Source organism: Streptomyces sp. NPDC059524 (assembly GCF_042749255.1).
Lineage (GTDB): Bacteria > Actinomycetota > Actinomycetes > Streptomycetales > Streptomycetaceae > Streptomyces > Streptomyces xanthii.
Window position 1 is genome coordinate 50,588 of the sequence record NZ_JBHYTK010000015.1, and the last position, 14,105, is coordinate 64,692.

The 14,105-nt window shown below is 72.6% G+C and carries 14 protein-coding genes; 6 read left to right on the forward strand and 8 right to left on the reverse strand.

From position 1 onward, the window contains the following. The 3 genes from ACFW9D_RS07015 to rsmI form a co-directional block, all read right to left on the reverse strand. Positions 1-411, reverse strand: a 411-nt coding sequence (locus ACFW9D_RS07015; protein ID WP_384618800.1) for a TatD family hydrolase, incomplete at its 3' end; no start/stop codon positions are given. Between the two features lie 85 nt (positions 412-496). After that, positions 497-991 (reverse strand): hypothetical protein, encoded by a 495-nt coding sequence (locus ACFW9D_RS07020; protein ID WP_384618802.1) that lies wholly within the window; start codon positions 989-991, stop codon positions 497-499. 197 nt (positions 992-1,188) lie between these two features. Continuing rightward, on the reverse strand, positions 1,189-2,064 hold the full coding sequence (gene rsmI / locus ACFW9D_RS07025; RefSeq protein ID WP_188338428.1) for a 16S rRNA (cytidine(1402)-2'-O)-methyltransferase: 876 nt from the start codon (positions 2,062-2,064) through the stop codon (positions 1,189-1,191). Between the two features lie 62 nt (positions 2,065-2,126). Between rsmI and ACFW9D_RS07030 the strand changes: the two genes are divergently transcribed. The 5 genes from ACFW9D_RS07030 (at position 2,127) to ACFW9D_RS07050 (ending at position 8,980) form a co-directional block, all read left to right on the forward strand. Further along, positions 2,127-3,872, forward strand: a complete 1,746-nt coding sequence (locus ACFW9D_RS07030; RefSeq protein ID WP_384618805.1) for a dolichyl-phosphate-mannose--protein mannosyltransferase — start codon at positions 2,127-2,129, stop codon at positions 3,870-3,872. A 149-nt stretch (positions 3,873-4,021) separates the two neighbouring features. After that, positions 4,022-5,659 carry a penicillin-binding transpeptidase domain-containing protein gene (locus tag ACFW9D_RS07035; protein ID WP_384618808.1) on the forward strand — a complete coding sequence of 546 codons (1,638 nt, stop codon included), beginning with the start codon at positions 4,022-4,024 and terminating at the stop codon, positions 5,657-5,659. Between the two features lie 186 nt (positions 5,660-5,845). Further along, positions 5,846-7,534, forward strand: a complete 1,689-nt coding sequence (locus tag ACFW9D_RS07040; RefSeq protein ID WP_384618811.1) for a penicillin-binding transpeptidase domain-containing protein — start codon at positions 5,846-5,848, stop codon at positions 7,532-7,534. A gap of 67 nt (positions 7,535-7,601) precedes the next feature. Continuing rightward, positions 7,602-8,132 (forward strand): YbaK/EbsC family protein, encoded by a 531-nt coding sequence (locus ACFW9D_RS07045; RefSeq protein ID WP_384618812.1) that lies wholly within the window; start codon positions 7,602-7,604, stop codon positions 8,130-8,132. Beyond that, complete coding sequence (locus ACFW9D_RS07050) at positions 8,129-8,980, forward strand: DMT family transporter (protein WP_188338424.1); 852 nt, start codon at positions 8,129-8,131, stop codon at positions 8,978-8,980. Before ACFW9D_RS07045 ends, ACFW9D_RS07050 begins: the two co-directional genes overlap by 4 nt. 7 nt (positions 8,981-8,987) lie before the next feature. Here ACFW9D_RS07050 and ACFW9D_RS07055 read toward each other — a convergent pair whose 3' ends face one another. Beyond that, positions 8,988-9,365: a VOC family protein gene (locus ACFW9D_RS07055; RefSeq protein ID WP_384618815.1), complete on the reverse strand. Its 378-nt coding sequence runs from the start codon at positions 9,363-9,365 to the stop codon at positions 8,988-8,990. Positions 9,366-9,726: 361 nt separating this feature from the next. On the opposite strand from ACFW9D_RS07055, the gene ACFW9D_RS07060 reads away from it, so the two are divergent. Next, positions 9,727-10,311, forward strand: coding sequence for a hypothetical protein (locus ACFW9D_RS07060; protein WP_384618818.1), 585 nt, complete (start codon positions 9,727-9,729; stop codon positions 10,309-10,311). Here the strand turns inward: ACFW9D_RS07060 and ACFW9D_RS07065 are convergent. From ACFW9D_RS07065 to ACFW9D_RS07080, 4 genes are read right to left on the reverse strand one after another with little or no spacing between them, the layout of a single operon-like run. After that, positions 10,257-11,432: a serine hydrolase domain-containing protein gene (locus ACFW9D_RS07065; RefSeq protein WP_384618847.1), complete on the reverse strand. Its 1,176-nt coding sequence runs from the start codon at positions 11,430-11,432 to the stop codon at positions 10,257-10,259. The genes ACFW9D_RS07060 and ACFW9D_RS07065 overlap by 55 nt on opposite strands. A gap of 49 nt (positions 11,433-11,481) precedes the next feature. Continuing rightward, complete coding sequence (locus ACFW9D_RS07070; protein WP_384618820.1) at positions 11,482-12,252, reverse strand: energy-coupling factor ABC transporter ATP-binding protein; 771 nt, start codon at positions 12,250-12,252, stop codon at positions 11,482-11,484. Continuing rightward, positions 12,240-13,001 carry a cobalt ECF transporter T component CbiQ gene (cbiQ, locus tag ACFW9D_RS07075; protein WP_188338420.1) on the reverse strand — a complete coding sequence of 254 codons (762 nt, stop codon included), beginning with the start codon at positions 12,999-13,001 and terminating at the stop codon, positions 12,240-12,242. Before cbiQ ends, ACFW9D_RS07070 begins: the two co-directional genes overlap by 13 nt. Position 13,002: 1 nt before the next feature. Further along, entirely contained in the window at positions 13,003-14,064 is a 1,062-nt protein-coding gene (locus tag ACFW9D_RS07080) for an energy-coupling factor ABC transporter permease (protein WP_384618823.1), read from the reverse strand. Positions 14,065-14,105: the final 41 nt, after the last annotated feature.

The following is a 14,105-nucleotide window of genomic DNA, read 5'->3' on the forward strand; positions in this document are numbered from 1 at the left end:
GTGTCTGCGTGGGCGCGGGCCCCCGCCTCTTGTGTGGTGGGGTGGGGGGGGGGCGCCGTGCTCCCGCGGGCCGCGCGCGGGGGCGCGCGCGCCCCCCCCCCGCGGCTCGCGCGCGCCCTGCCGGGACCAGCCGTCGGGGTCGCCGTGCACGATGCGCGGCGCCTCGTTGGGGTGCAGGGCGACGGCCGCGTGGACCGCTGCGTGCGCGGCGGCGGTGTCGGCGGCCCACTGCGAGCCCTTGAGGTCGCAGCCCACCTGCACGACGGTCGTCACGCCCACCGACGCCGCCTTGGCGAGGGCCTCCTCGACCGTGCCCGCCTGCATGTCCAGGTGGGTGTGCGAGTCGGCGACCGGCACGTCCAGCGGCGCGGGCGGCGGGGGCGGGGTGGCGTCCTTGGCGTTGGGGCTCATGCCCCGATCCTACGAACCGGCCCTCCGGTCCGACGAACCGATTCCTGTCCCGCGAAGCCGCACCGATTCCGGCCCCGCCGCGGTCCTACGAACCGGGTTCGTCCGTCTCGGCCGTCTCGGCCGCGTCCTTCTTGTGGTGGTGGCTGAAGGGGTGGAGCAGGTCCGACAGGTGCCAGTGGTGCTCGTGCGGCTTCCGGGCCTCCGCGGCCGCGGGCTCGGGCGCCTCGACGGGCCCCGCGGGCGGCGTGCGGTGCTGCGGGTTCTTGGGGTTCTGCATGATGTCGAGGACGGAGGAGACCCGGCCGGCCCGCATGATCCGTACGACGTGTCCGCCGCAGTTCAGGCAGGTGGGGCGGGTGAGCGGCGACGGGACCCGCTCGCCGTTCGCCACGTACATCACGAACTCCGCCCCGTCCCCGTCGACGTGGTGCTCGATCTCGTAGGACTGCTCCCATCCGTGCCCGCAGCGCATGCAGGCGAAGGAGTACGACTCGTGGGCGATCGAGGTCGCCGCGCTGCGGTTGGGGATCGGGGGCGTCTCGGCACCGGTGGTCGTCCTGGAGACTGCGAACTCGCTCATGCCAGCTCCTCTTGTCCGCTGGACAAGCGCTGCCCTCGGGCAGCGTGGGGACGGGTGCGTCCCCTTCGACCAGTGGACGCCTCCGGCGGGCCGGACGCAAAGCACCTGCCGACTGTTGGAGCCGATTTGGCTCTTCCCTGCCGAAAGGGCGCCGCACCCGGTCTTCGCTTTGCTTTTCAGGTTAGTCCTTTACGCGCTTATGGGGCGGTTCGATCCGCATTCTTTGCCGCGACGACGGCATCGAAGACTTCCCGCTTGGGCAGACCGGCCTCCGCGGCGACGGCGGCGATGGCCTCCTTGCGCCGCTCCCCCGCCTCCTCCCGCACCCGGACCCTGCGCACCAGCTCAGCGGGGGTGACGTCGTCCGCGGACTTCTCCGGGGCGCCCTCCACGACGACGGTGATCTCGCCGCGGACACCCTCGGCGGCCCACGCGGCGAGCTCCTTGAGCGGGCCCCGCTTGATCTCCTCGTAGGTCTTGGTCAGCTCGCGGCACACGGCGGCCCGGCGGTCGGCGCCGAACGCCTCGGCCATCGCCGCGAGGGTGTCGTCGAGGCGGTGCGGGGCCTCGAAGTAGACGAGGGTGCGGCGCTCGTCGGCGACCTCCTTGAGCCGGCCCATCCGCTCGCCCGCCTTGCGCGGCAGGAACCCCTCGAAGCAGAACCGGTCGACGGGCAGCCCGGACAGCGCGAGCGCGGTGAGCACGGCCGAGGGGCCCGGTACGGCGGTGACGCGGATGTCGCGCTCGACGGCGGCGGCCACCAGCCGGTACCCGGGGTCCGACACGGACGGCATCCCGGCGTCGGTCACGAGCAGCACCCGCGCCCCGCCGGCCAGCGCCTCCACCAGCTCGGGGGTGCGGGCCGACTCGTTGCCCTCGAAGTAGGACACGACGCGCCCGCCGACGGTCACCCCGAGCGCCTGCGCGAGCCGCTTCATGCGCCGCGTGTCCTCGGCCGCGACGACGTCGGCGACGGCCAGCTCCTGCGCGAGCCGCGGCGGCGCGTCCGAAATGGCCCCGATGGGGGTCCCTGCGAGTACCAGCGTTCCGGTCGAATCTGCGGTTCCTGTCACTGTTCCAGTCTCGCAGGGGTCACAGACGGGATTCGCACAGTCGGGTTCCCTACGATGGCGCGGTGACCCATACCGCGTCGTCGTCCCACCCGACCGAGACCCCGTCGCGCGCCGCTGCCCGGCAGGACCCCGCCGAGGCGGAGCGGCCGTCGTCGTGGCTGCGCGGCCTGCGCCGGTTCGGGTACGCGGGGCGGGACGGCGGGGGCGGTGTCCTCGAGCGGCTCGTGCCGTCGTTCCCCGCGCCGACCTCGCGCCTGTGGCCGACGGGCGGGCTCGGCCGGTTCTCCGGCTGGGCCGGGCCGCTGCTGGTCACGCTGCTCGCGGGGCTGCTGCGCTTCTGGCACCTGGGCAGCCCGAAGGCGGTGATATTCGACGAGACGTACTACGCGAAGGACGCGTGGGCGATCATCCACCGCGGCTTCGAGGTCAACTGGGCGAAGAACGCCAACGACCTGATCCTCCAGAGGAACGGCGACGTGCCGATCCCGCACGACGCCTCGTACGTCGTGCATCCGCCGGTCGGCAAGTACGTCATCGGGATCGGCGAGTGGCTGTTCGGGTTCGACCCCTTCGGCTGGCGGTTCATGACGGCGCTGCTCGGCACGCTGTGCGTGCTGATGGTGTGCCGGATCGGGCGGCGGATCTTCCGCTCGACGTTCCTGGGCTGCCTGGCCGGTCTGCTGCTCGCGGTGGACGGGCTGGCGTTCGTGATGAGCCGGACCGCGCTGCTCGACTCGGTGCTCGTGTTCTTCGTGCTGGCGGCGTTCGGCTGCCTGGTCGTGGACCGGGACCGCGCGCGGGAGCGGCTCGCGGCGGCGCTGCCGGTCGACGAGAACGGGCTGGTGCGGCCCGACGCGCACATCGCGGAGACGTTCCGGTTCGGGTGGCGGCCGTGGCGGCTGCTCGCGGGCCTGTGCCTGGGCCTGGCGGCGGCGACGAAGTGGAACGGCTTCGTGTACGTGGCCGCGTTCGCCCTGATGACGGTCCTGTGGGACGTGGGCGCGCGCCGGGTGGCCGGGGCGCGGCACCCCTGGATGGCGACCTACCAGTGGGACCTGGGCTGGGCGTTCCTGTCGACGGTGCCGGTCGCGATCGGCACGTACGTGCTGTCCTGGCTGGGCTGGATCCTCTCGCCGGACGACGGCACGGGCGGCTACCTGCGCAACTGGGCGGTGACCGCGGGCAAGGGCGGCCACTTCACGTGGCTGCCGGACTGGGTGCGCAGCCTGTGGCACTACGAGCACGAGGTGTGGGAGTTCAACACGCACCTGACCTCGGCGCACACGTACCAGTCGAACCCGTGGAGCTGGATCGTCGACGGCCGTCCCGTCTCCTACTTCTACGAGTCGCCGTCGCCCGGCACCGACGGCTGCCCGGCGGACGCGGCCGACAAGTGCGCCCGCGAGGTCCTGGCGCTCGGCACCCCGCTGCTGTGGTGGGCGGCCGCCGTCGCGCTCCTGTTCGTGCTGTGGCGCTGGTTCTTCCGGCGTGACTGGCGGGCGGGCGCGATCCTGTGCGGGGTCGCGGCCGGCTATCTGCCCTGGTTCCAGTACCAGGAGCGGACGATCTTCTACTTCTACGCGGTCGTCTTCGCGCCGTTCCTGTGTCTGGCGGTGGCGATGATGCTCGGCGCGATCATCGGGAGACCGGGCTCGTCGGAACGGCGCCGGATGGCCGGTGCGGCGGGCGCGGGCGTCCTGGTCCTGCTGATCGTGTGGAACTTCATCTACTTCTGGCCGATCTACACGGGCACCGCGATCCCGATCGACTCGTGGCGCTCTCGGATGTGGCTCGACACCTGGGTCTGATCCCGGGCCCCGATACCTGGGTCTGGGCCCGTTTCGGCCGTTTTCTCGATCTCTCTTCGGATACTTTCGGACACCATCCACCTAACTCCCCGTCGCCGGGGCCTCACGCGTGTCTACAGTCCCAGCGTCAACCTGGGGAGGGGACGCACATGCGCAAGGGGGCCAAGGTCGCGATCGTCGGCGGGGTGTTCACCGTCATGGTGGGCGGAGCCGGGTACGGGGCCTACAACATCGTCACGGCCGTCACGGGGAACGGCGGCTCGTCCGCGGCGGGGCCGGAGGCCCACCGCACGGGGCCGCCGACGGCCGACGAGGTCGAGGAGACATCGCGGAAGTTCCTCGCGGCGTGGGGGAAGAACGACGCGGACGGGGCCGCCGGGTTCACCAACTTCGCGGAGAACGCGCGGGAGGCGCTGCGCGGCTGGCACGAGGACGCGCACATCACGCACACCGCGCTGAAGGCCGGGAAGCCGTCCGGGGCGCGCGTCCCGTTCTCGGTGAATGCCACCGTGGAGTTCGACGGCAAGAAGAAGACCCTGTCCTACGACTCCTCGCTCACCGTCGTGCGCGGCGAGACCACCGGGCGGGCCCTGGTGAAGTGGAGCCCGTCCGTGCTCCACCCGGACCTGCGGGAGGGCGACACCCTGCTCACCGGCGAGTCCGCGGCCCCGCCCATCGAGGCCGTCGACCGGGACGGCGTCGTCCTGACCGCGAAGAAGTACCCGTCGCTCGGCCCGGTCCTGGACCAGCTGCGCTCCCGGTACGGGGACAAGGCGGGCGGCACCCCGGGCGTCGAGACGTACGTCCAGCACGCCTCCGCCGACGGCACGGAGACCGCGAAGACGCTGCTGACCCTCACCAAGGGCAGGCCGGGCAAGCTGCACACGACCCTCAGCGCGAACGCGCAGGCGGCCGCCGAGGGCGCCGTCGCGCGGTACGCGAAGTCGTCGGTGGTCGCCGTGAAGGCGTCGACCGGTGAGGTGCTGGCGGTGGCCAACGCGTCGGAGCGCGAGTTCAACGCGGCGTTCAACGGCCGTGTGGCGCCCGGTTCGACGCTGAAGATCCTCACCGCGGCGGCGCTCATCGACCACGGCGTCACGACGGAGACCGGCCCGGCGCCGTGCCCCTACTCGGCGGTCGCGATGAGCCAGACCTTCCACAACCTCAAGGGCATGGCCCCGAACGAGGGCGCCACGCTGGCCAACAGCTTCGCCCGCTCCTGCAACACGGCCTTCATCAAGTACTCGGACGATCTCGGCGCGCAGAACTTCGCGGACGAGGCGACGCAGCGGTTCGGGCTCGGCAAGGACTGGAAGACGGGCATCGTCTCGTTCGACGGCTCGGTGCCGGCGGCGGGCGGGCCGGACGCGGCGGCCGGGATGATCGGCCAGGGCCAGGTGCAGATGAACCCGCTGAACCTGGCCTCGGTGACGTCGACCGCGATCACCGGCTCCTTCCACCAGCCGGTCCTCGTCGCCCCGGGCCTCGACGACCGCCAAGTGGCGACGGCGCAGGGCCTGCCGTCCGCGACCGTGTCCCAGCTGCGCCGCATGATGAACCTCACTGCGACCGCCCCCTACGGCACGGCGACGCAGGTCATGGCGGGTCTGGGGCCGAACATCGGGGCGAAGACGGGCTCCGCGGAGGTCGACGGCCAGGGCAGGTCCAACTCCTGGTTCACGGGGTACCGCGGTGACGTGGCGGCCTCGGCGATGGTCCTGAGCGGCGGCCACGGAGGCGACGCGGCGGGCCCGATCGTGGCGGCCGTACTGAGAAGCGCCTCGTGAACGAGCGCCCCCGAAGGGGCGCGGGGCCGTGTCGCTCCGCGGCTCCGCCGCGTGGGCGCGAGCAACCACGACGAAACCGAAGTCGCACCACCACCGTTCAGTCCTACGGCGAAGAGGCGCACCCGGCTCCCCGCACCGATTCCAGCCCCCTAATCTGAACAGCAGCCAAACCACCGGAGGGAACACGTGGGCACCAGAGGCAAGCGGCGCGAGCCCTCGCGCCGGAACACCAACGCCCTGGTGCTCGGCGCGGCCGCGGCCGTCGTGGCCGCCGGCGCGGGGATCGGCGCGTACGTGTTCGCGGACGGCGACAGCGAGGCCGCCGCCGACAGCAAGCCCCTGATCAGGACGGGCCCGCCCACCTCCGCGGAGACCCGGGCCGCGGCCGAGCGCTTCCTGTCCGCGTGGGAGAAGGGCGACACGGCCCGCGCCGCCGCGGCCACGGACGACGCCTCCGCCGCGGGGACCGCCCTGTCCGCGCTGGCGAAGGACGCCCACTTCAGCGAGCTGAAGCTGACCCCGGGCACCCGCAAGGGCGCCACCGTTCCCTTCCACGTCACGTCGAAGGTCACGTACGAGAAGACGAGCAAGCCGTTCGCGTACGACTCGAAGCTGTCCGTCGTGCGGGACAAGAAGACCGGGAAGGTGTCCGTCGACTGGGCGCCGTCGGTCGTGCACCCGGATCTGCGGGACGGGGACCGGCTGGTGACGGGCGAGGCGGGCGATCCCCCGGTCAAGGCGCTGGACCGGGACGGCGGCGAGCTCAGCGTGAAGAAGTACGCCTCGCTCGGCACGGTCGTGGACGGGCTGCGCGAGAAGTACGGGAAGAAGGCCGGCGGCACCGCGGGCGTCGAACTCCGCGTCGTGCGCAAGGACTCGGAGAAGAAGTCGGCGACGACGGCCAGGACGCAGGACGGGAACGCGCTGCCCGACAAGACGCTGCTCACCCTCTCCGAGGGCACGCCGGGCACGGTGAGGACGACGCTGAGTCCGTCGTTGCAGGCCGAGGCGGAGAAGCAGGTCGCCTCGCGCGAGAAGGCCTCCGTCGTGGTCGTGCGGCCGTCGACCGGTGAGATCCTCGCGGTGGCGAACTCCAGCCCCGGGTTCAACACGGCGTTCCAGGGCTCGCTCGCGCCCGGCTCCACGATGAAGATCATCACTTCGTCGATGCTGCTGGAGAAGAACCTGGCGGGCGTCGACAAGAAGCACCCGTGCCCGAAGTACTTCACGTACGGGCACTGGAAGTTCCAGAACGACGACAAGTTCCAGATCAAGAACGGGACGTTCAAGGCGAGCTTCGCCGCGTCCTGCAACACCGCGTTCATCAGCCAGGCCCCGGAGCTGGAGGACAACTCGCTGACGCTGCAGGCGCAGCAGGTGTTCGGGCTGGGGATGAACAACTGGTCGATCGGGGTGTCCAGCTTCGACGGCGCGGTGCCGGTGCAGTCGCAGGCGCAGATGGGCGCCTCGCTGATCGGGCAGGGCGGGGTGCGGATGAACCCGCTGAACATGGCCTCGGTCGCGGCGACCGTGAAGTCCGGCACCTTCCACCAGCCGTACCTCGTCTCCCCTGACTTCGACCACCGCACGCTGGCGAAGGCGTCGCGCACGATGTCCGCGAAGACGGTCGGCGATCTGCGCGAGCTGATGCACTACACGGCGGTCGCGGGTACGGCGGTCAAGCCGATGTCGGGGCTCGGCGCGGACATGGGCGCCAAGACGGGTTCGGCGGAGGTCGACGGGCAGAAGAAGCCCAACGGCTGGTTCACGGCCTGGCGCGGGGACCTCGCGGCGGCCGCGGTCGTGCAGCAGGGCGGCCACGGCGGCGACTCGGCCGGTCCGGTCGTCCGCGAGATGCTGCTGGCCGGCGACTGAAGGCCCCCTGGCTCACGTCCCGATACCCGGTCGCATGGGCGGTACACGGACCGTTAGCGTGCCGTCCATGACGTCAACAGAGAGCAGTGCCTCCACGTCCGGAGCCGCGTCGGGAGGCGAGGCGGGCGCCGCGCACCCGCGCTTCGCCGAGGCCGTGACCGGGATGGGTCTCGCCGGACTCCTGCCGCGCGTACGGCGGTTCCCGGACGCGACCCGCACCGCGCAGGAGGCGGCCGCGGCGATCGGCTGCGAGCTCAGCCAGATCTGCAAGTCGCTGATCTTCGCCGCCGACGGCGTGCCGGTGCTCGTGCTGATGGACGGCTCCTCGCGGGTCGACCTGGAGCGGGTGCGGCAGGCGCTGGGCGCCGGGAAGGTCACGCGGGCGAAGGCGGACGTGGTGCGCGAGACGACCGGTTACGCGATCGGCGGCGTCCCGCCCTTCGGGCACCGCACCCGCACCCGGGTGCTCGCCGACCGCTCGCTGCTCGCGCACGACGAGGTGTGGGCCGCGGCCGGCACCCCGTACGCGGTGTTCCCGATGGGACCGAAGGAGCTGGTCGAGCACGCCGGGGCGACGCTCGTGGACGTGCGGGAGTGACGCCGCTCGTCACCGCGGCGGTACTGCTCGCCGCGGTCACCCACGCGTCGTGGAACGCGCTGGCCCACCACATCACCGACAAGCTCGTCGGGTTCACGCTGATCGCCGGCGGCGGGGTGCTGATCGGGCTCGTGCTCGCGCTGTTCGCACCGGTCCCGGCCGCGGGCGCCTGGCCGTACCTGGTCGCCTCCGCGCTCCTCCACGTCGGCTACATGTGCCTCCTGATGACCTCGTTCCGGCTCGGCGACTTCGGCCAGGCCTATCCGATCGCGCGCGGCACGGCGCCGCTCCTGGTGACGGTCCTCGCGGCGGTGTTCGCCGGTGAGGTGCCGGGCGGCTGGCAGGCGGCCGGGGTCGCGGTGTCCTGCGCGGGTCTGACGGGCCTCGCCCTGTGGGGGCTGCGCGGGACGGGGCGCCGGCCGGACTGGACGGCGCTCGGCGCGGCCCTCGCGACCGGTGCCTCGATCGCCGCCTACACGGTGGTGGACGGGCTCGGGGTGCGCGCCTCGGGGTCCTCGCTCGGCTACATCGCCTGGCTGATGATCCTGGAGGGCCTCGCGATCCCGCTCTGGGCGGCGTATCGGTGGCGGGGTGAATTCGTGGCCACGCTGCGGCCGTTCGCGCTGCGCGGGCTGTTCGGCGCCGCGCTGTCCGTGGCCGCGTACGGGCTGGTGCTGTGGGCGCAGACACGGGCGGAGCTCGCCCCGATCTCCGCGCTGCGCGAGTCGTCCATCATCGTGGGCGCGGCGATCGGGGCGGTGTTCTTCAAGGAGCGGTTCGGGATGCCGCGGATCATGGCGGCGGGCGTGATGGTGGCGGGCATCGGGCTGATGCTGCACGCCGGGTGACGGTACGTCAGCCTCCGGCGATCTCACCCGCACTGCGCTCCACGCACAGCTCGTTGCCCTCGGGGTCGTGCAGGGTCACCCAGCCCCGGCCGTCGGGGCGGCGGTGGTCGCCCGCGATCTTCGCGCCGAGCCCGAGCAGCCGCTCGACCTCCTCGTCGCGGGTGCGGTCCTGGGGCTGGAGGTCGAGGTGCACCCGGTTCTTGACGGTCTTGGCGTCCTCGACGCGGACGAAGAGGAGCGCCGCGTTCGCGCTGGTGACGAGGGCCTCGGGGTCTCCGGGGGCGTCCTCGTCGGAGACCTTGCCGTCGAGGACGGCGGCCCAGAACCCGGCCAGGGTGTAGGGGTCGGCGCAGTCGAAGGTGATGTGGCGCACGAGAGAAGACATGGGGTCACCCGACCATGCGGGGTGCTCCGCGTCCAGCGCTTTCCGGGTCGCGGCCGTAGCTCCGCGCGTCCGTGGCCGGGTGCGGGCCGGTGGGGCTTCTCGCGCAGTTCCCCGCGCCCCTGAAATGCATGCCCTTCGGGCGCATTTCCCCGATCAAGGTGCGGGGCGCCTTTCATCTGGGGAAGGCGCGGCGAAGCCGCATGCCTTCCAGGGGCGCGGGGAACTGCGCGACCAGCCACGAACCACCCGCACCCGGCGAACACACAGGGCCATCCCCCACCCGCCCCTCAGGGCCGCCCCAGGGGACAACCAGGGTTCCTCCGGAGGGAGTTGAGAGGAGGTCCCGGCCAGCATGAGGGGCATGACATCACCCCGAACCGCATTCATCCTGGGCCCCACCCTCTTCGCCACCTACGGAGTACTCCGCGCCGTCGACGGCCTCGACGGCGAGCGCGGTCCGGGGCTCGCCTGGACCGCCGGACATCTGTGCTTCGTCGTCGCACTCGCCTTCTTCGTCAGGGGATTCGCGGAACTACGGGCCCGAGCGGGGCGCCGGGACCGCGTGGCGACCGTGGGCCTGTGGACCGGGATCGCCGGCGCGGCAGCGCTCACCGTGCAGTTCGGCGTCGACATCGTGACCGGCCTGATGGCCGCCGACCACGCCGAGATGGCGCGGCTCAGCGACAACTTCGGTTCGCTGCCCGGCGTGGAGGCGGCCTTCTACGCGTTCGGGCCGATGCTGTTCTTCGTCGGCCAGATCGTGCTCACGCTGCGCCTGTTCGCGCTGCGCGGGCTGCCTCTGTGGTCGCCGTGCCTGGTGTTCGCCACGACGCTGATGCCGTTCGCGAGCAAGGACCTGATGCCGGTGGCCGCCGTCCTGCTGCTGCTCGCCTACGCGCCGCTGTGGCGGCCCAGCGCCTCGCGCACCGCCCTGACCAGCGCCTGAGCGCGGGGGTCGGCGGTGACGCCCTTCTGCAGGCCGTTCGTGACGTAGCCGAAGGCGAGGCCTGACTCCGGGTCGGCGAAGCCGAGGGCACCGCCGCGGCCGGGGTGTCCGAAGGAGCCGGGGGCGAGGAGCGGGGATGCGGCGCCGTGCAGCATGTAGCCGAGACCGAAGCGGGACGGGGCGATCAGGACCCGGTCCGGTCCGGCCGAGGCCTCCGTGCGGGCGAGCCGTACGGTCTCCGGGGTGAACAGGCGGCGCCCGCCGTCGACTTCACCGATGAGCGAGGCGTAGAAGCGGGCGAGTCCGTCGGCGGTGCCGATGCCGTTGGAGGCGGGGAGTTCGGCGGCGCGGTAGGCCGGGTCGTTCTCGTCCGGGGTCGGCGCGATGGAGTCGAAGGCGCGGCGGGTCTGCGAGGCGGGGTCCGCGTACGCCTCCACGAGGGCGCGCTTGGGGCGGGAGCGCGGGGCGCCGGGGACGACCGGGGCCTCGACGGGGCCGACCCGCCCGGCCCGGTGCGCCTGCTCGGCGGGCAGTCCGATCCACAGGTCGGCGCCCACGGGCGCGGCTATCTCGTCGGCGACGAACGCGCCGATGGACCGTCCGGTGACCCGGCGCACCAGCTCGCCGGTGAGCCAGCTGTAGGTCTGGGCGTGGTACCCGTGGTCGGTGCCGGGTGTCCAGGCGGGGGCCTGCGCGGCGACGGCGGCGGCGCCGAGGTCGGGGTCGGCGGCCTCGGCCGGGGTGAGCGAGCGGTCCAGGGACGGGACTCCGGCCCGGTGCGCGAGCACGTCCCGCACCCGGGCGTCCTCCTTGCCCGCGGCCTTGAACTCGGGCCAGTACGCCCCGACGGGCGCGTCGAGGTCCAGCTCCCCGCGCTGATGGAGCAATAGCAGCGCGGCGGCGGCGACGCCCTTGGTGGCGGACCGCATGATCTGCGCGGTGCCCGGCTCCCAGGGGGCCTCGCCGTCGACGTCCCGGGTTCCGGCGTACAGGTCGACGACCTTGCGCCCGTTCTCGTAGAGGGCGAAGGCCGCGCCGCGCTCACCGCGGCCCGTGAAGTTCTCGGCGAAGGCCCGCTCGACGCCTTCGAAACGGGGGTCCGTCGTGCCGTTCACTGCTATGTCCACAGGCTGTGCAACAGGGGGCCGGGGCGATTGATTCCGGCGGGCCTCAGCCCGGGAGGCCGGGGGCGCCCGCGACCGACCGGGGGTCGAAGCCGAAGGGGAGTTCCAGGCGGTGGGTGCGCATCAGGGTGTCGTCGGTGAGGAGGTCCGTGGTCGGGCCATCGGCGGCGATGACGCCCTCGCTGAGGATCAGGGAGCGCGGGCAGAGTTCCAGGGCGTACGGCAGGTCGTGGGTGACCATCAGGACCGTGACGTCCAGGGAGCGCAGGATGTCGGCGAGTTCGCGGCGGGAGGCCGGGTCGAGGTTGGAGGACGGTTCGTCGAGGACGAGGATCTCCGGCTCCATCGCGAGGACGGTGGCGACGGCGACGCGGCGGCGCTGGCCGAAGGAGAGGTGGTGCGGCGGGCGGTCCGCGTACTCCTCCATGCCGACGAGCGAGAGCGCCTTGTGGACCCGGCTCTCCAGCTCGGCGCCCTTCAGGCCGGCCGCGGCCGGGCCGAAGGCGACGTCCTCGCGGACCGTCGGCATGAACAGCTGGTCGTCCGGGTCCTGGAAGACGATGCCGACCTTGCGGCGGATCTCCGCCATGTTCTTCTTCGACACGGGCAGGCCGGCGACGGTCACCGTGCCCGCGCCGCCGGTCAGGATGCCGTTGAGGTGCAGGACGAGGGTCGTCTTGCCGGCGCCGTTCGGGCCGAGCAGGGCGACGCGCTCGCCGCGCCCGATGGTGAGGTCGACGCCGAAGAGGGCCTGGTGGCCGTCGGGGTAGGCGAAGGCGAGGCCGGAGACCTCGAGCGATGCGGTCACAGGGTCCATCCCAACAGGCATACGACGAGGGCGGCGAGGGGCAGCGTCAGCGCGGAGGTCCACTGGGCGCGGGAGGCGGTCACGTCGTCGATCACCGGCATCGTGCCCGCGTAGCCGCGGCTGACCATGGCGAGGTGGACGCGTTCGCCGCGCTCGTAGGAGCGGATGAAGAGGGCACCGGCGGACTTGGCGAGGACGCCCCAGTGGCGCACGCCGGAGGCCTCGAAGCCTCGGGACTCGCGGGCGATCCGCATGCGCCGCATCTCGTCCGTGATCACGTCCCCGTAGCGGATCATGAACGAGGCGATCTGGACGAGCAGCGGCGGCAGCTTGAGGCGCTGGAGTCCGAGAAGCAGTTCGCGCAGTTCGGTCGTGGAGGCGAGCAGCACGGACGCGGCGACGCCGAGGGTGCCCTTGGCCAGCACGTTCCACGCCCCCCACAGGCCGGACTCGCTGAGCGACAGGCCGAGGACCTGCACGCGTTCGCCCTCGGCGACGAACGGCATGAGCACCGCGAACGCGACGAACGGGATCTCGATGAGGAGCCGCTTGAGCAGGTAGCCGGCCGGGACGCGGGCCGCGTACGCGACGCAGCCGAGCAGCACCGCGTACAGGCCGAAGGCCCACATGGCCTCGCGCGGTGTGGAGACCACGACGATCACGAAGCAGAAGACGGCGGCGAGCTTGGTGTGCGGGGGCAGCGCGTGCACCGGTGAGTCTCCGGCGCGGTAGAGGCGGTGGGCGTGTCCTGCACCCATGTCAGGCCGCCGGGTCCCCGGCGCGGACCTCGGTGGAGGCCGCGTCGCTCGTACGTCGCCTGCGCAGCGCCCAGAAGACGGCGGATCCGGCGACGACGGTCACGCCGACGCCGATGACGCCGGCGAGGCCGCCGGAGAGCCGGGCGTTCGTGACGTCGCGGACGCCGTAGTCGGCGAGCGGGGAGTCGGCCGAGGCGTGCTCCTCGGTCTTCCGGTCGAGACCCTTGTCGTGGGCGACCTTCTCCAGGCCGTCCGGGTTCGCGGAGGCGTAGAAGGAGACGAAGCCGGCGAGGACGAGGGAGGTGACGAGGCCGGTGATCCACAGCTTGCGGTGCGAGCCGCCGGACGCGGCCGGGGCGGGCGCGGCGGCGGGGGCGTCGACGAGTTCGCCGCCGACGCGCAGCTTGAGCGGCGCGGTCAGTCCGCGCGCCCCGTACACGAGGTCGGGGCGGACGGCGACGACGGCGCCGACGGTGAGCGCGGTGATGACGGCCTCGCCGATGCCGATGAGGACGTGGACGCCGACCATCGCGGTGGTGACCTTGGCGAGGGAGACGTCGGTGGTCCCTCCGACGGCGTAGAGGAGGGTGAAGACGACGGCGGCGGCCGGGACCGAGAGGAGCGCGGCCACGAAGGACGCGACGGTGATCGAGCGGCGGCCGCGCGGCAGGAGCTTCACCAGGCCGCGGAAGACGAGGTAGGCGACGACGGTGGTGGTGATCGCCATGTCGGTGATGTTCACGCCGAGCGCGGTCAGGCCGCCGTCGGCGAAGAGCACGCCCTGCATCAGGAGCACCACGGACACGCACAGGACCCCTGTGTAGGGGCCCACGAGGATCGCGGCCAGCGCTCCGCCGAGGAGGTGGCCGCTGGTGCCCGCGGCGACGGGGAAGTTCAGCATCTGCACGGCGAAGATGAACGCCGCGACCAGGCCGGCCAGCGGTGCGGTGCGCTCGTCCAGCTCGCGGCGCGCTCCGCGCAGGCTCACGGCGACGGCACCCGCGGCGACGACACCGGCGGCCGCGGAGACGGGCGCGTTGATGAATCCGTCGGGGACATGCATGGGTGGGAACTCCGGCGCTCGGGCGGCTGGCCAACCGGCTG